This window comes from Oryzomonas sagensis (genome assembly GCF_008802355.1).
Taxonomy (GTDB): Bacteria; Desulfobacterota; Desulfuromonadia; order Geobacterales; family Pseudopelobacteraceae; genus Oryzomonas; species Oryzomonas sagensis.
The window spans coordinates 287,381-306,330 of sequence record NZ_VZRA01000003.1 but is presented as its reverse complement, the minus strand read 5'-3'; the positions used below and the strand labels follow the sequence as shown (position 1 = coordinate 306,330).

Here is an 18,950-nt window from a genome sequence, read left to right as displayed (position 1 = left end):
CACGAATCAAGCCCTTTGAGAAGTCGTAACTGGCCCACCGGCTCAAGCCCTGTCAACCCTTTCCATTGATAACCTTTTCTTCTGTTCCTGCCAACAGCCGGTCAACCACTTCAACCCCCTGCATGAAGGAGTGATCCATATTGCCGACCTCGTATTTCCAGGCGCCGAAACGACCGCGAGAGTAGACATCCCGGGATTCGAGATATGGCTGGATCAGACTGAGAGCCCTGTTCCGCCCCAGCGCCGGCACTGGATATGAGTAGGGTATATCGATCAGATAACGACTGACTATATCCCTATTCTCCCGGTGCGTGATCATTCCGTTGTTGATCAGCCCCAGGACCGTCTCGTCCACAATGGTCGCCGGAGACTCCGGCTTGTGTGGCGAGTAGGTAGTCTCGCACATGACGGAAAACGAGCGTTTCGCGTCGCCGTTTGGCACGTTGTGGGGAGAATAGTTGTGGAAGTTTGTCACCCGGTAGAACGGGCTGTTGCTTTCCGGGAAGTACATCCAGCACTTTGTATCCGCCCGGCCCCCGTCAAACCCTAGCCCAACGATCAGGCCGCCGTTATGGACCAGATCATCCGTGGCGGTAACAACCGCTTCCGGCATGGAGTTGCATGACCTGACAAACACGTCCAGAGGAGCCGTGGTGATCAGCACATCGTACGACTCCACCCTGCCGTTGGTAAACCTGACCTGTTTTGCTTCCAGATCGACCGTCTGCATTTCGTGGTTCAGATGAATCCTGTCCCTGAACGGCTTGGCCGCTCCTTCGTAGATCGCCCCGGTCCCTCCCTGCTTCGGGAACTTGAAGGTATTGTTCGGCCCCCAACTCAGGTCGTCCCGCTGTTCGGCTATGTTCTTCTCGATGCGTGCCAGATCCACCACGCTGACCCGTTCGGCGATCCATTCCTTGCTCATGGTTTCCAGCGGCACGCCCCATACCTTGCGGTTGTAGGGTTCCATAAAATAATTGACGATGCCGCTGCCAAAGACCGTGTCCATCCATTCGCGGAAGTTGTTTGTGTGCGCCGGGCTCCCCTTAAGATTGCGCAGGCCCTCGACGCACGCATGCAAGGCGTCATCCGGAAGATGCCGGACATTGTTCTGGAACGGGTACGGCACCCAGGTTTGCAGGATGCGGACCCAACTCTCCCGTTGATGTTCGTAGTATGAGTCGCCCAGCGCTTCGGCGACCGCCTTGTCGAAATAGTTATAGTGGGAAAAGAGGACGTGACCGCCGATGTCCCAGGTAAAACCGGCATCGTCGAGGAATGAGGCGGAAAGGCCGCCGACGTGGTCGTTGCGCTCGAAGAGCTGCCAGTCTTTATGGCCAAGCTTGTTGAGGTGGTAGGCTGCACCCAGCCCCGTGGGACCGGCGCCGAGGATGAGGATGGTCATTTTACCAGTCCGATCCGCATGTTAATAAACCTATTTAACGTATCAATGAGCCTCTGTTTGCCCAGTTTTGGCATCCAAACACCCACGTAATATATTCTTATGATACCTACCAAGGGATACAGAAACAGCTTTATCAGAAATGGTGAGCGGACCCAACTACCAAAAAACCAGCTTGAAACTGTTGAGCGCAATGCATATGAAGATTTGATCAGATAACATAATGATGAGAACAAGGTGAGGGGGGGAGCCATCCTGTGGACATTATGTCCAGCCTGGTCAGCTGAGAAACTTATTTCGCCTAATGCCTCTGCTTCTAATCGGTCAGGGTAAAAGAAAATCTTCAGTAAGATTGAAAGAATCTGTGGTCTAATGTGCTGATAATTGCAGCATTCGAGACTTGATGCGTCAATACATCTGAGAAATTTACTTACTCCATTCCGAAGAAATTCAATAAACTTTATGTTTTGGTCATGTTCCACGGGCCGACAGACAGGCTCTACATCTCCATGGGAATTGATACCGTAGGTGCGTACCATACCATGCTGGCCGGTACATAGTATTTCCATCAAAACTCTAAAAACATGGCTATATTTCGAGCCATAACTTCCATCATATTCAAATAAATACCCGAATTTTCTATTATCACCGGTACTCGCCCGATCAATTCCAAAATAGAAACCCGTGATACAAGAATCTTCAAAACGGTCCTGAAAGCATTTTAAGAACACATCTTGAATGCTACCGTGCCATCCAAGATCAACCAAAGCGAATCGAGTTCCATCGAAAAGCCCCTCCTGTTCCAAATATCCGCCTAGACTTGACATTCTCTCAGCTCCAAGCTTTCTAAGCATACCCTTCAAAACGGGGTCAGTCAGCAGCACGTCACAGATATCTTCGACCGTATTTTTCCCAAGTGGTGCATCAGGACTTTTTGGCTGTATTCCAGCGTGAAGCAACAAAACGTAGAGAGAAGCGGGGTCAAAACCGAGTCGGTCTGCCAAAATTTTTACAGTGAGTACAACATTATCTTCTTTAAGCCATTCTATGTTTCGAGGTGTAAGTTCTTCTTTTAACAAGGCCGAAAAAGTTGAAGAACGTGAGACGTAGAGATAGCGCAACTCAATTTTGATGCCCAAACAGTCGGCGAGGAATTTGGCAACATCAAGCATGACCTCACCATCACGGGAGAGAAAGTAAAGACGTTGAATCCCCATTTTTGAAGCCCGCTCCAATACCCAGAGCATGAACCCTATCAGAATTGGGCCAAGCACATTACATCCCAGGTTGTAAAAGGCCTTTTCAAGTGGCGTCACCTCTCCTGCCAGTGCAACCCTCGCAGCCCGACTAGCTCCTGCTATGGAGCTACAATATAAACAGGAGCAAGGCTCACCTAACAAATTTTCATATATGTTGTTTCTAGCTGTTCTAAAAATTATAGACTCAATTCTCTGACTAAATTTAGGTACTAGATAATCACTTAAAAGATAATCTCCTATATGCAGTATTTGTTTTTTTGGTATTTTTAAATCTTCAACAACGTGTTTATATAATAATCCTGTAGATTTTTTGCAACCTGATAAGCTTGAAACATATAATTTATCATCATTATCAAAGGCACCAATTTTGATAAGCATTTTTTTAATCACATCATAATCAAGATACATGTCAGAAATAAATACTATTTGTGTGCCATCTGAACGTAATTTTTTCAGTAGAGACAGCGTCGGCTCAATAGGATAAGCTGCCTCGACTTCTTCTTTGATTTCATAGGCGGAAATGGAAGAAGCTGCTTCATCGTTAAGTCCAAGTTGTTGTGCCATTGTAGCCATTATTTCATTATGGGAAACCTCTTCCTTCCCCATCAGGGCCAGCCGTGCCTTTTTCTCTGCAGCAACTCTCTGTGCTGCAAAATCAGGCAACGATGTGGAAACAATATCTGTACCGGTAATCCGCTTATAAACGCGTGCAAAAACATCCTCAGGTCGATACGTGTTTCTAATAACAACTGTATCGAAAACGTCGAATGAAACAACCTTTTTTTGGGGCAAAATAGTTCGCATATGCCAGTATTTTTGGTATGTTATACTATTATTAAGATAGATTTAACGTTAACAAAATACTATTTACTGATTCTACAATATCGTCTGGATTTATTGCTTCCATGCAGGGGGCCGGTGGTTCACTGAAACATTTATCTGCACACCCAGAGCAACCTAATTCTTTTTTGACAATCTTATAATTATTTGTAAGCGGATGACAACTTTCAACGAGTCCGGCTCCATAAATAGCAACGATAGGAACCTTAACGGCAGCTGCCAAGTGCATAATTCCAGTATCTACAGTTATAATCAAACTGCAACGTGATATAAAAGCTGTAAGCTGATTGAATGTAAAAATTCCTGCTGAATTAATAGGCCAACCATCAGAAAGTGTTGCTATTTCATCTGCCAAAAACTTCTCACTTTCCGAACCAAGTAACACGATAGTTGCAGAAAATCTCTTGCGGCAATCGCTAATAACTTTTGCAAACTTTTGAGCGCTAAGAATTCTGACTGGATTTCGTGCGCCAACATTTACCGCGATAAGTACCCCTCCCATATAACCATGTGATTTCAAGAATTGATCAATAAATGAAGAAGCCTCGTTATCAATCCGAAGATCACAGGAATTATTAAAACCTCTCTCAATATTTAAAGCCCTCAATGTTTCTTCCACATAATCTTTCATATGATAAATTCGACTCTGATCAATTATAACCGGATCTGTCAAAAGTGGCTTTAGTGCTCGTGAAAGGGGAAGGCCTAAGCTTATGGCAGCAAAAATTCTTTTGCCTAAGGAAAGAAGTGCAAATGCAACCCCAGTCCCAAATATGACCGGTTGAATTACGACATCAAAATGCTTTCGCCACAATTGAGGAAGTAACCCCAACATTTCAAACAGCTCCCGAACGCCAAAAACCTGGCGAGAGGAAAAATGCCAAGGAGCATTCCATACTATCAACTCGTTATAAAGGCCTTTTACATGAAGTTTATGCTGCTCTTCGAGAAAACCAGCACCATGACGAGATGCTATTATGGTTATCTCGGCCTCCGGATAGGCATCGCGCAATGCTTTAATATAAGGTATTGTTACAATCATATCCCCCAAGACATCCAGCTTGAGAAAAAGAATTCTGGAAACGCTCCCCCCCCCTTTAACAAATAATTTTCTAAAAAACCGTATAGGGGAAATGATCGCAGCAATTACCAAGGAGAACAGAAATACCTTAAAATGTATTTCCCTTTCTTTGCGTATTGTTTGCTCTATAAGAGGCTTTATAAGTTTTCCGTCATCTGTGCTACTTTCAAAAAAATGTTGTAAATTAAGGCAATTTCTCATAACTAGATAACGTTTTTCCTCGCAAATAAACTTGGAAAGTCTATAAAGTTGGCAATCACAAGTAGAAGGAATATGGCTGAACAAAAACAGAATATTACTCTGAGTGAATCGAGATATTTGCCCAAAAGCATCTTCACAACCTAAGGGAAAGATCATGTCGTCGAACAATTTGTCAGTAAATACAGGTAGGTTAAAATCAACAAAGCGGACAAATATACCAATTATTCTTGAAGTTGGATTATTTTTTCTGATGATATCCGCAAGGGGTGTAAATCTTTCAACAAAATTAAGTGAAGCTTCAGCAACAATTACTAATTCTTTATTCATTGAATTCAACTCTAAATTATAAAAATCATCTACAATCAATTTTTTATACCTTTATCAGAGTGATTCAGGCTCTCAAATTGATGCTCCCATTTTAATAATGGAGTAACTACGCCAATTCTCTCATCTTTAAATAAAGTGGCATGATTACCTGAATCTACAACTATAAAACAGACCTCATCTATAACATCATGGTAAAGCTCTACACCTGGATTTATAGCGGCAACAATAAGGCTATAATTACCTGGTGGCAAAAAATTTGCCGGAATGGGAACCGTCATTCTATGATCACCTTTACAAACCTGCGTAAGCGTATTGGTGAAATCAGTGCTAGCAGTTGTAAACACCGCAACACCTGCGCCATTAGTCACCCTGACGGCAATCTGAACCCATTTATACATATTATTAGCAACATTAAATTCAATCGATATCTTGAAAGGTTCCGTAGATTTAATGTTTCCTGAAACATTTCCTTCCGAATTTATTAATTGTATTGAATTAATTGCTACTTTCCAATCTTTCTTCTTACTGTCAGTAACTCGCTGCCAAAATCCATTTTGTTCTAACCCACTACTTATGTAACAAGAAATAGCATGGACGGTAGTATCATCTACTGCAAGTGCACCAGATGAAAGAAATAATGCACGTTGGCAAATTTTATTGATCGCCCCCATATTATGGCTCACAAATAAAACCGTCCGCCCCTCTTTCGTAGATACATCCTCCATCTTCCCCAAACATTTCTTCTGAAACTGCGCATCCCCAACGGCCAACACTTCATCGACAACCAGAATCTCCGGTTCCAAATGCGCCGCTACGGCAAAGGCCAGCCTCACGTACATCCCTGAAGAATAGCGCTTTACCGGCGTATCCAGAAATTTCTCAATCTCCGCAAAGTCAACGATCTCATCGAACTTCTGCTTGATTTCCACCCGGCTCATCCCAAGGATAGCACCGTTAAGATAGATGTTCTCCCTGCCGGTCAATTCGGGATGAAAACCGGTCCCCACCTCCAGGAGGCTGGCCACCCTCCCCTTGATGCGGACGCTGCCGGTGGTCGGCTCGGTGATGCGGCTGAGGATTTTCAGCAGTGTCGATTTTCCGGCGCCGTTACGGCCGATGATGCCGATCCGGTCTCCCTGCTTGACCTCGAAGGAAACATCCTTGAGCGCCCAGAACTCTTCCCGTTCCGCACCACGTGTTGGTGCCGTGCCCCGCCCCAACAGTTTGTGGCCGAGGTTCCTCGCCCCGTCGCTCAGCACGTCGCGCAGGGCCACGTACGGCTGTTTGCCGGCCTGATGCTGCAGGAGGTATTTCTTGCCGAGGTTTTCAACGGTAATAACTGTAGACATCCGGCTACACCACGTCCGCGAAGCTGCGTTCCATGCGGCGGAAGTAGAAGACTCCGCCGGCAAGGATCAGGACGACCAGAACGGATGAAAGAGCGAAGCCGGGCCAGTTGACCGGAAAGGCATCGCCCAGGAGCGCCCAGCGGAAACCATCGATAACGCCGACCATGGGGTTGAGGAAGTACAGGAAACGCCACTCCTCGGGGACGATGGCGCTGGAAAAGCCGACCGGGGAGATGTAGAGCCCGAACTGCACCAGGAACGGCACCACGTAGCGGAAGTCGCGATACTGCACGTTGAGCGCCGAGAGCCACAGCCCGGCGCCGAAGGAAGCCATGAACGCCATCACGAAGAATGCAGGCAAGAAGAGAATTCTCATGTCGGGGACGAAACGGTACCAGACCATCAACCCGGCTAGGATGACGGCGGAGATAAGGAAATCCACCATGCTGACAATGACCGAGCCGGCCGGGACGATCAGGCGGGGGAAATAAACTTTGGTGAGCAGGTTTGCGTTGTCGATCAATGAATTGCTGCTCTCGGTGAGGGAGTTGGCAAAGAACTGCCACGGCAGCATGGCCGCATAGACCATGATCGGATAGGGGACGCCGTTCGAGGGAAGCTTGGCCAGTTTGCCGAAGACAATGGTGAAGACCACCATGGTCAAGAGTGGCCGCAGCACGCTCCAGGCGATACCGATAGCGGTCTGTTTGTAACGCACCAGGATATCACGCCACGCCAGAAAGAAGAAAAGCTCCCGGTAGCGCCAGATATCGCGCCAGTAGTGGAGTGCGCCCATACCGGGCTTTATAATGATTTCAGATTGATCCATCGCCTCAATTGTACTGAAAGCCTTCCTTTTTGAAAAGGGAAACAACCACCCCGGTAAAAAAGCCGATGCCGAAACGCCCCATCTCCCGGCATCGCCTCATGGGAAGCAGGTACAGGGGCGCATGGCGGGAGCAGTTGAGGATGATTATGAGCCAGATCGGCAAGGGGTATCTTGATCGCAAGCCATAGAACGAGTGTCCCACGGATCGTGGCTTGCGGAAATTGGGGACCAGGAGCGGCGGATGAAAATAGTTCAGTTCCGGGACGTTCTCGGAGCGCTTGCCCGCCATGAGAAACCTGACGACGAACTCCACGTCCTCCTGCCCCACGAAGTGGGCCATGAACCCGCCCAACTCCGCCAGGACCTCCCGGCGATAGGCGGTACAGCGGCTGGTCATGAAATAGGGATCATGGAAGCCGTAGTGGCCCCGGACCAGTGAGAAACCGGCGTGGCCATGGGGCACCACGGCATCCGGGCCGGCATCCCGCCCGAATCGGTCGTCGAGAACCGTGAGAAAATCCTGCTGCAATATGACGGTATCGTCGTCAAGGAACAGCACGATCTCGCCCCGGGTCCTCGACAGGCCGAAGTTCCTCGAATAGCCCATTTTTCCGAAATTCGCGTCGAGGGGGAGGTAGACGATCTGGAGCTGCTCTGTAAAACGTTCCGCCATGTCTCTGCCGCCATCCGTGCCGTTTTGGTCCTCCACCAGGACTACTTCGAACCGTTCCCTGGGGTAGCGCTGCTGGGCAAGGGAATGGAGAATGCCGGAAAGCAGGTCGAGCCGGCCGTAGAAATTGATAATACAGGATATTCTAATATTATCTCTTGCTGGTGGTACGGGACAGTCCCCCCGCAAATCAAACGGGAATACCTTGTACAACCATGTGAGCAAAAGCCGCCTCATGGTGCGTACACCCCCCACCCCACCATCACCGCCCAGACAAGCCCGACGATAAAGAGCTGCATATCCCGAAGCAGCGACTCGGTCGGATCGCCCCCTTTTCCTGACTGTACCCGGAGGATATAGCGCAATAAGCCGAAACAGCAGAGCGGGACCGTGTAGAGGAGCAGCGCAGAGTGGCGCGAGATGACATAGAGGGTATAGGTGACCAGCACCGCACCTCCGGTCATATACATGGTCCCGTCCAAAAAGCCCTCAGGATAGGCGACCAGCGCCCTGCGGTGGCTGGCAGCAGTCTCCCCCAGGCGGTTCTTTTCGCTGAGGCGCTTGCCGGTGCTGAGGAATACCGCCAGCAGAAACACACTCAGGAAAAGCCACTCCGAGATCGTTACCCCGAAAGCGGCGCCCCCGGCTTCGAGCCGCAGCAGGAATCCGGCCGATATGCAAAAGATATCGACCAGCGCATACTCTTTCAATTTGATGGAATAGGCGCTGGAGACAGCGCCGTAAAGCAGCAGAAACGACAGGAACGGTAGGGATACCCTCCAGGCAACGGCTATGGCGGCAACGGCAAGAGTAAAGGCAAGCACACGGGCGGAAAGAGGCGATATCCGGCCGGACGGCAACGGTCGGCATCTCTTTTCGGGATGGTTGCGATCGTTTTCCATGTCCAGAAGATCATTGAGGATGTAGGTGGCGCTTGACGCCAGACAGAAGGAGAGGAACGGGATCAGCGCGGTTGGACGAATAACGGCCAGGAAGAACGTTCCTCCCAGAAAGGGAGGAAAGAAGATCATCAGGTTTTTCAGCCATTGTGCCGGCCGAAGAAGTTTAAGATACCCCCGGAGGGTGGGTAAAGACATGGCGTGCGGCACCATCATGTGAGCGGACGCCTGAACGTCCGTTGGACGAGAGTCACTCAAACACGGCTTCCCGTGATTCTTCAAGCAACGCTTCAAGTTCTGCGATCTGGAAACTGCTGAGATCAAGGACCTCAGCCTCTTTGGTTGCGATCAACTCCAATGCAGGATCGTGCTTCAGGCCGAGGCCGATCCGGCGACAGGCCAAGTTGACGAAGCGGACAATGGTCAGCATCTTGTTGACCAGATCCCACTGTTCGAGATGATGATCCCGGACCACATCGCAGTACATGGCCGGGAAATTCCAGTGCAGCATCAGGCGGTAGCCCTGTTCAACATGCATGGCCTCGAAGATGTCGGAGATCAACTCTTCGTCGAACAGGGAACTGATCACGCCGGCATCCACCAAACGCTCGATCGCTTTGAGCAGATAGAGTTTACCGACATCGTGCAGAAGTGCGGCCAGATAGGTTTCGTCGGCAACGCCGCGCATGCCGCAACCATGGGCAAGCCAGCGCGCGCCGAGGGCCGAGCCGTGGCTGTGGAGCCAAAGCTGCTTCATGTAACGGTTGAGCGCTTCATTCTGGGACGAGTGTATGGCGGCTTGTGAGGCGGCTATGGCGAGATTGATAACCTGTTGCGCCCCCAGCCGGATAACGGCCTCTTTGATGGTGGCGACCTTGGTGCGCCCCATATACATGGGCGAATTGGCCATCTTCAGCATCTGGGTGGCCAAAGACTGGTCCTCGATGGCCACATGGGCGACTTCATCCACCGTAAAGTCATAATCGGAAAGCATGCGTTGCAGCTTGATGGCAACGGGATGAAAGATCGGCAGTTCGATAGGCTGCGAAGCAAGCAGTTTCCTGACAGTTTCCGGTATGACGGCGGTGGCCATAGACAAACTTCTCCTTCGCAGAAGGGGTCGACAGCACTCACTGTCGTTTTTCCAGCTATCTTCTCCTGCGTTTCAGGCGGGCGGACATATATCCAGATTCGTGTCCACGAGATGTGCTTGCCTTAACAAATACACCATACTATCGTTTAAAGCTACTACTTTCCGTGACTTGAACCTGCCCGGAACATCACGTGCCCCGGTCAATGGGAAGACTTTTTCCGCCTGCCGTTTTTTGTCAGCCCCAGACGCCCTTCCAGGTCATCCACAAACTGGCGGGCCGAACGCCCGCTGCGGCGCGCGGAATACAACGACCACTTCACCGCCAAATCGCACAGCTCCCCGTCTTTCACCCCAAGCCCCCGGCGAGCCGCATAATAGCGAACCACATCAAGATACTCATCCTGGTCAAGACTGTAAAACCCGAACGACAAACCAAAACGATCGGCTAACGCCAGCTTTTCACCCACAGCCTCCTCGGGATGTATCTCCAAGGCGCCGGTGTTGTCTTCCATCCGCTCCGGCATGAGGTGGCGGCGGTTCGAGGTGGCGTAGATCAGCACATTGCCTGGCCGTTCCTCGATGTCGCCGTCCAGCAGGGTCTTGAGGGCACGAAAATCCCCCTCGCCTTCATCGAAGGAAAGGTCGTCGCAGAACAGGAGAAAACGGTACGGCGCCTCCCGCAGCATGGAGGTAATGTGGGGCAAGGACATGATATCCCAGCGTTTCAGCTCCACGATCCGCAATCCCCGCGAGGCGAACGGTTTCAGGAGCCCCTTGACCAGGGACGATTTACCGCATCCCCGCTCCCCCCACAGGAGTACATTATTGGCCGGCAGCCCCTCCACGAACTGGGTGGTGTTGCGCACCACCTCTTCCTTGATATCGTCGATGCCCACCAATTCGTTCAGATCAAAGAGATGGGGACTCGTCACCGGCGCCAGCCGGCCCCGCTCGCCGGTCCGTTCCCAGCGAAACGCCAGGTAATGTTCGCAATCAGGGGGGGCAGCGGCAGCGGGCATCATCCCATCGATGAGTCGATCGACCCTTTCCAGCAATGCTTCAAATCTATCCGTAGTATTGTTCATCGGTCCTGTTTCAACACCCGCAACCGCAGTTGTGGCATACCTTTCTGAATTCGTTTGACGGTGCAACCGTTTCCGGGGCAAAGGCGATCCGCCGTACCGCCGTCCCGATATCCTCCATAATATCCAGATGTTCGCTCTTGCCGATGATGTGCCCGACACACTGGTTGCTATGGCCGTCATCGGGGGAGGAAATTTTGACACAGTTCAACAGGTCGGCATAGCTGTTGATGGTAATGGTCGTATCCCGATTGTTCACGATGCTGAGTGCAACGCCCAGCTTCTTCATCTCCCGCGACAGTTTTTCGCAAAAACGCCGGAAAAGCTCTGCCTCGAAGTCGAAGTACCAGTCCCGCCTCGCGTGCTCCTGGGCCAGGATCGTTATGGTTATCCGTTTTAAACTTCTACCAGCCATGGTCCATCGGTTCCCTTTACAGTGAAAATGTCAGCCCCGCAGGGGGCATTCCGCTTCCCAGGCAAAATAGCCGTCGCCGACAATGGCGAGAAAGCTCTCGATACGCTGGTTATAATAATCGGTCTGGGCCGCCTCTGCCTCAAGAAAATCGAGTTCTTCCCGGGAGATCAGGTGTTGTCCGTGCAGATAGCGATACAGCTCGCGGACGCCGGCCAGGTGCCGCTCCAGGATGCGCATCTCCGGATCGAGCGTGTGGGTGATGAACCATGTCGCCGCAAAGCGCCTCACGATGCCCGGTTGCGGCCGGGACACGTTCTCACGGGCAAAATCCACCACGTAGTCCCGCAGATAGAGATCGGCGCTGAAGGCCAGCTCCGATGCCTGCTCCGGCGTCATGCCCCTGCCGACCAGATGGAGGTAAAAGCGCTTGAGCAATTCCTGGCAACACCCATCCACCCGGAGTTCATCGTCGAACGACGCGCTCTCGAAATCATCATGTTCAAATTCGATCTCGGGTTGTTTCTCTTCACTCATACGGATCATTCCACCCCTGTCACGGATTCAGTTCCAACAGATCCTTATGGACAAACACGCCCTTCTTCTGGATCAGGACGCCATCGAACCAGATTTCGCCATCGGCAAGGATTCTGACCAGATCCCAATGCACGGCGGAGCGGTTGCCGTTGTCGCACTCATCGTAGGCCTGACCCGGCGTGAAATGGATCGAGCCGAAGATCTTCTCGTCAAAGAGGATGTTGCGCATGGGGCGACGGATGCCGGGATTGATTCCCAGGGAAAATTCGCCGATATAGCGGGCCCCCTCGTCCGTATCCAGGATTTTGTTGAGCGCCCCGCTCATGCCGGCATTGGCGCTGGCCTTGACGATCCTGCCGTCCTTGAACTCGAAGCGCACGCCGTTGAACTCCTTGCCCTGATAGATGCTGGGGCAGTTGTAGGTGATATGCCCTTGGACCGAATCCCGGACCGGCGCGGTGAACACCTCGCCGTCCGGCATATTGAGGCGCCCGTCGCATTTGATCCCCGGCAGGCCGTCGATACTGAACGCCAGATCCGTATCCGGCGCAACGATGCGAACCTCTTTGGTCTTGTCGATCAGCTTCTTGAGTTTGGCCTGTTTTTTCGACTCGGCATGCCAATCGATGCAACAGGCCGAAAACAGGTAATCTTCATACTCATCCAAACTCATCTTGGCTTCCTGGGCCGCGGCGTGGGTCGGGTAGCGGGTCACCACCCAGCGGGTATGCTTGACCCGTTGGTCCACCAGCGGTCTGGTGAGTTTCTGGTAGGCGACCATGGCCTGCTGGCGGGCATTGGCCATGACCATGGAGTTGTCGCCGGCCGCGATGCCGATGTAGACGGTCAGGGTCTTGAAGAAATCCAGTTTGTGCTGGGGAAAATGCTCCAACTGCTGCTTGTTGGCCAGGTTGTAGAAATTGCGGTCGATCTCGGGGACGGAAAAGGCATATTCCACATACGCGGCGCCCCGCTTGAGACAGAGGGCGTGGAGTTCCTTGACCAGGGGAAGGGCCTCGAGCCCTGCGGCGTTGATCAGCACCACGTCGCCCTTTTTCACCCGCGTAGAATAGTCTACCAATATCTCTGCAAACTGAGTAATTCTATTATCTTTCATCAGACACAACCCCTTTTTACCAGCAGATTTTGGTTGCGCTTGCCGGCCCCTCTTGGTTATGGTAGCGGCCAAACGCAGTCATTCTGAATTGCCGGGAAAGCTATCATGAACAGACACAAAATTGAAACCAAAATCATGAGCCCGCTGATGGGCTCGCGCATCCCGCTTCCCACCTATGCCACCGGCGGTTCGGCGGCCATGGACCTGCGGGCCTGCCTGGACGCCCCCCTCACGGTGCAGCCCGGAGAGACCGTGCTGGTCCCCAGCGGCATAGCCATCAGCATCCATGACCCGGGCCTGGTGGCTCTCCTGGTGCCCCGCTCGGGACTCGGCATCAAACACGGGATTGTGCTGGCCAACACGGTCGGGGTTATCGATTCGGACTATCAAGGAGAGATCGGCATCGGCATCCTGAATCGGGGCGCGACGGCCTACACCGTGGAGCCGGGCGAACGCATCTGCCAGATGCTGTTTGTGCCGGTGATCCAGACAGAGTTGAATATTGTCGAGGAGTTCAGCCAAGACAGTTCACGTGGTGCAGGAGGTTTCGGCCATACCGGCAGGGATTGACCGCAGCACTTCAGAAGACCAGACGGTCCCCGGTCACGTCAAGTCCGGCGACCTTGCCCATCACTTCCAGATTCAGCTTGCTGCCGTCGAAAAGCTCGCTCGCCAGCGCCATGATATCGTCGGCGCCGACGGCATCAAAACCGGCCAGGACCTCCTCGACCGGCTGATAACGCTGCAGGTAGATCTCGTTTCTGGCCAGGCGGGTCATCAGGCTGTCGGTACTCTCCAGGGACATGAGAATCTTTCCCTTGAGTTGCTCCCGGGCGGAATCGAGTTCGTCCGCCGGAACCGCTTCGCGCTTCAGACGCCCCATCTCCCGCAGGGCGATGTCGATCACCTCCCGGCAGTGCTTCTGTTCCGTCCCGGCGTACACCACCAGCGAGCCCGAGTCGGCGTGGGCAATGACATAGGAATAGACCGAGTAGGCCAAGCCCTTTTTCTCGCGCACCTCTTCAAAGAGACGCGAGCTCATGCCGCCCCCCAAAATGGTGTTGAGCAGAAACAAGGCATAGCGGTCGGGATGATTCTGGGGGAGTGCCCGCGTGCCCAGGCAAATCAGGGACTGTTCCAGGTCCCGCTCGATCAGGTTGACGCCCCTGCCGGAAGGACTGATCGCTCCGGCGGCGGCAGCCGGCACCCCGCGCGACGAAATCCCCGAGAAAGCCGCCTCCATGAGAGTGACCAGCTCAGCGTGGTTCACGTTGCCGGCGGCCGAGATGATGATATCCTCGGGGCGGTAATGGTTCTGTTTGTACGTGACGATGTCATTGCGGGAGAGCCGGCTGATCGTTTCTTCCGAGCCAAGCACCGACAGCCCCAGGGGATGCCCTTTCCAGAAGCTCTGGTGAAAACGGTCGTGGATGCACTCTTCCGGCGCGTCATCCCGCATCTTGATCTCCTGGAGGATCACCTTCCGCTCACGCTCGATCTCATCCGCCGGAAAATTGGAATGGAGAAAGATGTCGGTCAGGAGATCCGCCACCCTGGGGAGGAATGAAGCCAGCACCTTGGCGTAGTAGCAGACGTATTCGTGGCCGGTGAAGGCATTGAGGATGCCTCCCATGGAATCGATCTCGTGGGATATCTGGCGTGCGGTGCGCCGTTTTGTCCCTTTGAAGAGGAGATGCTCGATGAAGTGGGCGATGCCGTTATTGTCCGTGGATTCGTGGCGCGTGCCGTTGGCAACCCAGATGCCGATGGAAACGGTATGCATATGTTCGGCACGCTGACTGATGAGCCTGACGCCGTTGGGTAAAAGAGTAGAATTGATCATGCCCCCATCATAGCGCGCTTTTCAGAAAAATCCACCCTGTTTAGGGGGCGGTTCTGCAAAAAGTATCTCTTGCGGCATGCCCCCTGAATTTGCTAGAACAGGTTCACCATCCCATTTCCTGCGGAGCAGCCATGAACATTATTCCCACCACCATTCCCGACGTTATCATCCTCGAACCCAAGGTTTTCGGCGATGAACGCGGTTTTTTCTTCGAGAGTTTCAACGAACGGGTCTGGCGCCAATTGACCGGGCTCGACGCCACCTTCGTCCAGCACAACCACTCCCGTTCGACCGGCGGGGTCCTACGCGGGCTGCACTATCAGATTCAACACCCCCAGGGAAAACTGGTACGGGTCATCGTCGGTGAGGTTTTCGACGTGGCGGTGGACATCCGCCGCAGTTCGCCCACGTTCGGCGCCTGGTTCGGAGCGCACCTCACCGCAGAAAACAAGCGGCAGATGTGGGTCCCCCCCGGATTCGCCCACGGCTTCTGCGTCACCTCGGAACATGCCGAATTCCTGTACCTGACCACCGATTACTGGGCACCGGAGCACGAACGCTGCATCGCCTGGAATGACCCCGATCTGGCGATCCAGTGGCCGCTTGCCGCGGAACCGACCATCTCCGCCAAGGACCGCGAGGGAAAACGATTCAAGGAAGCGGACCTGTTTCCATGACCACGGCATCCCCCGGCACCGGCCAGGAACGGGAGGATACCCGCTGGCTCGTGCGGCTCTGCCTGTGCCAGCTCTTCATCATGCTGGTGTTTATCAACTACTCGGCCATTCTACCCATCCTGCGGCAGGAATGGAACATGAGCAACACCCGGGCGGGCATGATCTTCTCGGTCTACCAGTTGGGCTACATCGCCTCGGGGGTCATCCTCTCGACCCTGACCGATCGCATGAACACCAAACTGATCTTCGTCGGCGCCGCCCTCTGGTCTGCCGCCGCCAACCTGCTGTTTGCCCTGTACGCCCACGACTTCACCAGCGGCCTGATCCTGCGCGCCCTGACCGGCATCGGCATGGGGGGCACCTACATGCCGGGGCTCAAGCTGGTCGCTGAGCGGTTCGCCCCGGCCAGGCGCGGCCGGGCCATCGGTATCTACGTCGGTTCGCTGATGCTGGGCTCCTCGCTTTCCCTGGCCGTCACCGGGTGGCTGAGCGGGCTCTATGGCTGGCGTGTCGCCTTTATCTGCTGCTCTGCCGGGGTGTTTGCCGGGGCGCTTCTTTCCGTTCCGCTCTTCCGCGGCTGTCGCCCCGTCCCCAGGGCGCACAGCGCCAGGGGCTACACCGTGGAGGTGGTCAGGAACCGGCCGGCCCTCCTGATGATCTTAGGCTACGGCTCCCACATGTGGGAGATGTACGGCATGAGGAGTTGGCTGGCGCCGTTCTTCACGGCCGCCCTGGTCGGCTGGGGCTACGGCCAGGGGCGGGCCACCGGTCTCGCGTCGACCATTGCCGCGCTGCTGGTCGGCATCGGCGCGTTTTCGACCGCCGTGACCGGCACCCTTTCCGACCGTTTCGGCCGCACCGCCACCATCGCCATGGTCATGTTTTCCAGCGGCCTGCTCTCATTTTCCTTTGGCTGGCTGATCAACTCCAACATATGGTTGACCTTGACCATCGGTCTGCTGTACGGTTATCTGGTCGTGGCCGAATCGCCGGTTTTCTCCACCGGGCTGACGGAACTGGTCGCTCCCGGCTATCTGGGGGCTGCCATGGGGCTCCAATCCCTGGTCGGCTATTCTCTCGCCACGATCTCGCCGACGGTCTTCGGCTGGGCCCTGGATATCTTCCGGAATTGGCAACCGCTCCCCGGCGTCAACGGCGCCTGGGGCCTGGCATTCGCCAGCCTGGGAGTCGGCGGGGTGGCCGGGCCGGTCTTCATGTGGTGGCTCCGCCGCTCTCCCGAAAGCCTGAAAATGGCCAACGGCAGACGCTGAACAACTGAAACCCTTTAAACCGCTCCTCACTTTTCTGCCATGATCATTGATTGGAACACCATCGACACCGTCCTTCTGGACATGGACGGCACCCTGCTGGACCGGCACTTCGACGACCACTTCTGGCTGGAGCACGTCCCCAAACGGTGGGCCGCCCGCAACGGCACGACGGAGGAGTACGCCCGAAAGCACCTGCACGCCCTGTTCAAATCCCAGGAACAGACCCTCAACTGGACCGACCTGGACTACTGGTCCGAGCGGCTGGAACTGGACATCCCCCGGCTTAAACAGGAGGTGGAGCACCTGATCGCCGTTCACCCCTTCGTGGTGGAATTCCTGCTGTTTTTGCGGCAAAACCGCAAGAACGTCTGGCTGGTGACCAATGCCCATTCCAAGACCTTGGACCTGAAGATGAAAACCACCCGCATCGGGACATACTTCGACGGCATCGTCTCGGCGCACGAAGTCGGCCTGCCCAAGGAGGACGACCGCTTCTGGGAGACGCTCCAGAGGTTCGTCAGCTATGATCCCACCCGGACCATGCTGGGGGAAGACAGCGAAACCAACCTTGCCACGGCACAGCGATACGGCATCGGCTATCCGGTGTACATCAGCCGTTTCAGCTCCACGATTCAACCGAAACCTTCACCCGTCTTCGCCTCCATCGAGTACTTCAGTGCCCTGATACCCGAAGGCGATGAAAAAACCATAACCATTTTTAAAGGCTAAACGACATGCAACCTTACCGGACGCTCTGCATCGCTGTTATTTTTGTTTTTCTGACCGTTTTCCCCGCCTTGGCAGCCGAATCCGAATTGCGCATCGGCAAGTTCAGTTCGGCGGAACTCGCGGGATGGAAGGAACAGACCGTTTTCGGCTCGAAAAAATCGGCCTACACCTTTGTTCAGGACAATGGGAAGAGCGTTCTGATGGGGAAAAGCCACGATTCGGCTTCGGGCTTGCTCCACAAGATCGATATCGATCCCAAGGCATACCCGATCATCAAGTGGTCATGGAAGATCGACCATACGGTCAAAAAGGGGAACGAGCGGACCAAAGACGGACACGACTTTGCCGCCCGCCTCTACGTGGTGTTTCCCCGGGGATTTTTCTCCAAGACTCGGGCAATCGAGTACGTGTGGGGCAACGTCCTGCGCAAAGGTGAGAGCATCCGCAACCCCTACTCGAAGAATGTGGTCATGATTGCCGTGGATGGGGGCGATGAGCTGGCCGGACGCTGGACCTCCCACCGGCGGAATTTTGCCGAAGACTATCGCGCCGCCTTCGGCGAAGAGGCCCCCAAGGTCGGTGCCATCGCCATCATGACCGACAGCGACAACACCCATGAGTCCGCAACCGGCTACTACGGCGATATAACCGTACTTCCGGCGCCGCGGGAAGAGGAGCAGAAACCGAAGGAACCGAAGCAAAAGGAGCAACCGGCCAAAGAGCAGCCGGCAAAAACGCACCCGGCAAAGCCGAAGGAGCCGCTGCCGAAGGAGCAAACCAACGGCAACGGCTCTCACCCGGCGCCTCCGGCGGCACTTCCGCCCGCCCAAAACCAGCAATAGGGGCTGCTACATCCGGCTCAGCCTGGTCCGGAACTTCTCAAGGCGTGATGCGCCCTCTTCGATCAACCGCATCAAGTCCTTGCGGGCGCCGCTCGCCACATCCTTGCCTTTTTCGACCAGTTCGTCGGTCTTTTCGCCGATGGTTTCCACCAGGTCGTTGATATTGGTCGTAAGATCCTCCACCGCTTCATCGGCCCGGGTCTTGGCGCGCCTGGCATAGCGCGAGATATCCCGCCGCGTGCGCTGGCCGGACTGGGGCGCCCACAGCAGCGCAAGCCCTGCCCCCACGATGCCGCCAGCCACCATCAGCAATGCTGCCGCAGCAACCTTTTTATCTCTCTCCTCCATGATCGGCCTCCTTTTGTACGTACGGATCTCTATTGTTATCATTGTACCCTACCGAAAGGAAAAATCTACCGGTCGCCCCCCCTTTCTCTCCGCGTACAATTTTTCCCTAATGCGCTTTATCTTGGCCGGAAGTCATGTTATA

Annotated in this window: 19 protein-coding genes; 5 read left to right on the top strand and 14 right to left on the bottom strand. The window is 53.9% G+C overall.

The window, feature by feature from the left end; translation table 11 throughout:
• Positions 1-52 precede the first annotated feature (52 nt).
• From F6V30_RS12235 to F6V30_RS12180, 12 genes are all read right to left on the bottom strand, one after another.
• Positions 53-1,405 carry a protoporphyrinogen/coproporphyrinogen oxidase gene (locus F6V30_RS12235; protein WP_151157235.1) on the bottom strand — a complete coding sequence of 451 codons (1,353 nt, stop codon included), beginning with the start codon at positions 1,403-1,405 and terminating at the stop codon, positions 53-55.
• Entirely contained in the window at positions 1,402-3,465 is a 2,064-nt protein-coding gene (locus tag F6V30_RS12230) for an HAD family hydrolase (RefSeq protein WP_151157234.1), read from the bottom strand. The genes F6V30_RS12235 and F6V30_RS12230 overlap by 4 nt, the downstream gene beginning before the upstream one ends.
• A 31-nt stretch (positions 3,466-3,496) precedes the next feature.
• Positions 3,497-5,110, bottom strand: a complete 1,614-nt coding sequence (locus F6V30_RS12225; protein ID WP_151157233.1) for a glycosyltransferase family 9 protein — start codon at positions 5,108-5,110, stop codon at positions 3,497-3,499.
• Positions 5,111-5,145: 35 nt separating this feature from the next.
• Positions 5,146-6,459 carry an ABC transporter ATP-binding protein gene (locus F6V30_RS12220; RefSeq protein WP_151157232.1) on the bottom strand — a complete coding sequence of 438 codons (1,314 nt, stop codon included), beginning with the start codon at positions 6,457-6,459 and terminating at the stop codon, positions 5,146-5,148.
• Positions 6,460-6,463: 4 nt separating this feature from the next.
• Entirely contained in the window at positions 6,464-7,255 is a 792-nt protein-coding gene (locus F6V30_RS12215) for an ABC transporter permease (RefSeq protein ID WP_151157231.1), read from the bottom strand.
• Between the two features lie 37 nt (positions 7,256-7,292).
• The gene (locus F6V30_RS12210) at positions 7,293-8,195 is read right to left on the bottom strand and encodes a glycosyltransferase family 2 protein (RefSeq protein ID WP_151157230.1); all 903 of its coding nucleotides are present in this window, start codon (positions 8,193-8,195) and stop codon (positions 7,293-7,295) included.
• Entirely contained in the window at positions 8,192-9,115 is a 924-nt protein-coding gene (locus F6V30_RS12205) for a decaprenyl-phosphate phosphoribosyltransferase (RefSeq protein ID WP_275938142.1), read from the bottom strand. The genes F6V30_RS12210 and F6V30_RS12205 overlap by 4 nt, the downstream gene beginning before the upstream one ends.
• Positions 9,108-9,950, bottom strand: coding sequence for an HDOD domain-containing protein (locus tag F6V30_RS12200; protein WP_151157228.1), 843 nt, complete (start codon positions 9,948-9,950; stop codon positions 9,108-9,110). The genes F6V30_RS12205 and F6V30_RS12200 overlap by 8 nt, the downstream gene beginning before the upstream one ends.
• 200 nt (positions 9,951-10,150) lie before the next feature.
• The gene (locus tag F6V30_RS12195; protein ID WP_151157227.1) at positions 10,151-11,035 is read right to left on the bottom strand and encodes an ATP-binding protein; all 885 of its coding nucleotides are present in this window, start codon (positions 11,033-11,035) and stop codon (positions 10,151-10,153) included.
• A gap of 10 nt (positions 11,036-11,045) precedes the next feature.
• Positions 11,046-11,447, bottom strand: a complete 402-nt coding sequence (locus F6V30_RS12190) for a hypothetical protein (RefSeq protein WP_151157226.1) — start codon at positions 11,445-11,447, stop codon at positions 11,046-11,048.
• A 30-nt stretch (positions 11,448-11,477) separates the two neighbouring features.
• Positions 11,478-11,981, bottom strand: a complete 504-nt coding sequence (locus F6V30_RS12185; protein WP_151157225.1) for a hypothetical protein — start codon at positions 11,979-11,981, stop codon at positions 11,478-11,480.
• Between the two features lie 19 nt (positions 11,982-12,000).
• The gene (locus F6V30_RS12180; RefSeq protein ID WP_151157224.1) at positions 12,001-13,098 is read right to left on the bottom strand and encodes an aminopeptidase; all 1,098 of its coding nucleotides are present in this window, start codon (positions 13,096-13,098) and stop codon (positions 12,001-12,003) included.
• Between the two features lie 105 nt (positions 13,099-13,203).
• Between F6V30_RS12180 and dut the strand changes: the two genes are divergently transcribed.
• A complete protein-coding gene (gene dut, locus F6V30_RS12175) occupies positions 13,204-13,668 on the top strand; it encodes a dUTP diphosphatase (RefSeq protein ID WP_151157223.1) in 465 nt (154 codons plus the stop codon).
• 10 nt (positions 13,669-13,678) lie between these two features.
• Here the strand turns inward: dut and F6V30_RS12170 are convergent, their stop codons facing one another.
• The gene (locus F6V30_RS12170; protein WP_151157222.1) at positions 13,679-14,941 is read right to left on the bottom strand and encodes a M16 family metallopeptidase; all 1,263 of its coding nucleotides are present in this window, start codon (positions 14,939-14,941) and stop codon (positions 13,679-13,681) included.
• A gap of 131 nt (positions 14,942-15,072) precedes the next feature.
• Between F6V30_RS12170 and rfbC the strand changes: the two genes are divergently transcribed.
• The 4 genes from rfbC to F6V30_RS12150 are packed head-to-tail and all read left to right on the top strand — an operon-like array spanning position 15,073 to position 18,460.
• Positions 15,073-15,618: a dTDP-4-dehydrorhamnose 3,5-epimerase gene (rfbC, locus tag F6V30_RS12165; protein ID WP_151157221.1), complete on the top strand. Its 546-nt coding sequence runs from the start codon at positions 15,073-15,075 to the stop codon at positions 15,616-15,618.
• A complete protein-coding gene (locus F6V30_RS12160) occupies positions 15,615-16,889 on the top strand; it encodes an MFS transporter (protein ID WP_151157220.1) in 1,275 nt (424 codons plus the stop codon). The genes rfbC and F6V30_RS12160 overlap by 4 nt, the downstream gene beginning before the upstream one ends.
• A 39-nt stretch (positions 16,890-16,928) precedes the next feature.
• The gene (yrfG, locus tag F6V30_RS12155) at positions 16,929-17,618 is read left to right on the top strand and encodes a GMP/IMP nucleotidase (protein ID WP_151157219.1); all 690 of its coding nucleotides are present in this window, start codon (positions 16,929-16,931) and stop codon (positions 17,616-17,618) included.
• A gap of 5 nt (positions 17,619-17,623) precedes the next feature.
• Positions 17,624-18,460: a DUF3047 domain-containing protein gene (locus tag F6V30_RS12150; protein WP_151157218.1), complete on the top strand. Its 837-nt coding sequence runs from the start codon at positions 17,624-17,626 to the stop codon at positions 18,458-18,460.
• A gap of 6 nt (positions 18,461-18,466) precedes the next feature.
• Here the strand turns inward: F6V30_RS12150 and F6V30_RS12145 are convergent, their stop codons facing one another.
• A complete protein-coding gene (locus F6V30_RS12145; protein ID WP_151157217.1) occupies positions 18,467-18,808 on the bottom strand; it encodes a YtxH domain-containing protein in 342 nt (113 codons plus the stop codon).
• Positions 18,809-18,950: the final 142 nt, after the last annotated feature.

What these genes read in the sequence shown, in the direction of transcription:
- F6V30_RS12235 (WP_151157235.1), bottom strand. Translation starts at nt 1,405, where the DNA reads ATGACCATCCTCATCCTCGGCGCCGGTCCCACGGGGCTGGGTGCAGCC.
- F6V30_RS12230 (WP_151157234.1), bottom strand. Translation starts at nt 3,465, where the DNA reads ATGCGAACTATTTTGCCCCAAAAAAAGGTTGTTTCATTCGACGTTTTC.
- F6V30_RS12225 (WP_151157233.1), bottom strand. Translation starts at nt 5,110, where the DNA reads ATGAATAAAGAATTAGTAATTGTTGCTGAAGCTTCACTTAATTTTGTT.
- F6V30_RS12220 (WP_151157232.1), bottom strand. Translation starts at nt 6,459, where the DNA reads ATGTCTACAGTTATTACCGTTGAAAACCTCGGCAAGAAATACCTCCTG.
- F6V30_RS12215 (WP_151157231.1), bottom strand. Translation starts at nt 7,255, where the DNA reads ATGGGCGCACTCCACTACTGGCGCGATATCTGGCGCTACCGGGAGCTT.
- F6V30_RS12210 (WP_151157230.1), bottom strand. Translation starts at nt 8,195, where the DNA reads ATGAGGCGGCTTTTGCTCACATGGTTGTACAAGGTATTCCCGTTTGAT.
- F6V30_RS12200 (WP_151157228.1), bottom strand. Translation starts at nt 9,950, where the DNA reads ATGGCCACCGCCGTCATACCGGAAACTGTCAGGAAACTGCTTGCTTCG.
- F6V30_RS12195 (WP_151157227.1), bottom strand. Translation starts at nt 11,035, where the DNA reads ATGAACAATACTACGGATAGATTTGAAGCATTGCTGGAAAGGGTCGAT.
- F6V30_RS12190 (WP_151157226.1), bottom strand. Translation starts at nt 11,447, where the DNA reads ATGGCTGGTAGAAGTTTAAAACGGATAACCATAACGATCCTGGCCCAG.
- F6V30_RS12185 (WP_151157225.1), bottom strand. Translation starts at nt 11,981, where the DNA reads ATGAGTGAAGAGAAACAACCCGAGATCGAATTTGAACATGATGATTTC.
- F6V30_RS12180 (WP_151157224.1), bottom strand. Translation starts at nt 13,098, where the DNA reads ATGAAAGATAATAGAATTACTCAGTTTGCAGAGATATTGGTAGACTAT.
- dut (WP_151157223.1), top strand. Translation starts at nt 13,204, where the DNA reads ATGAACAGACACAAAATTGAAACCAAAATCATGAGCCCGCTGATGGGC.
- F6V30_RS12170 (WP_151157222.1), bottom strand. Translation starts at nt 14,941, where the DNA reads ATGATCAATTCTACTCTTTTACCCAACGGCGTCAGGCTCATCAGTCAG.
- rfbC (WP_151157221.1), top strand. Translation starts at nt 15,073, where the DNA reads ATGAACATTATTCCCACCACCATTCCCGACGTTATCATCCTCGAACCC.
- F6V30_RS12160 (WP_151157220.1), top strand. Translation starts at nt 15,615, where the DNA reads ATGACCACGGCATCCCCCGGCACCGGCCAGGAACGGGAGGATACCCGC.
- yrfG (WP_151157219.1), top strand. Translation starts at nt 16,929, where the DNA reads ATGATCATTGATTGGAACACCATCGACACCGTCCTTCTGGACATGGAC.
- F6V30_RS12150 (WP_151157218.1), top strand. Translation starts at nt 17,624, where the DNA reads ATGCAACCTTACCGGACGCTCTGCATCGCTGTTATTTTTGTTTTTCTG.
- F6V30_RS12145 (WP_151157217.1), bottom strand. Translation starts at nt 18,808, where the DNA reads ATGGAGGAGAGAGATAAAAAGGTTGCTGCGGCAGCATTGCTGATGGTG.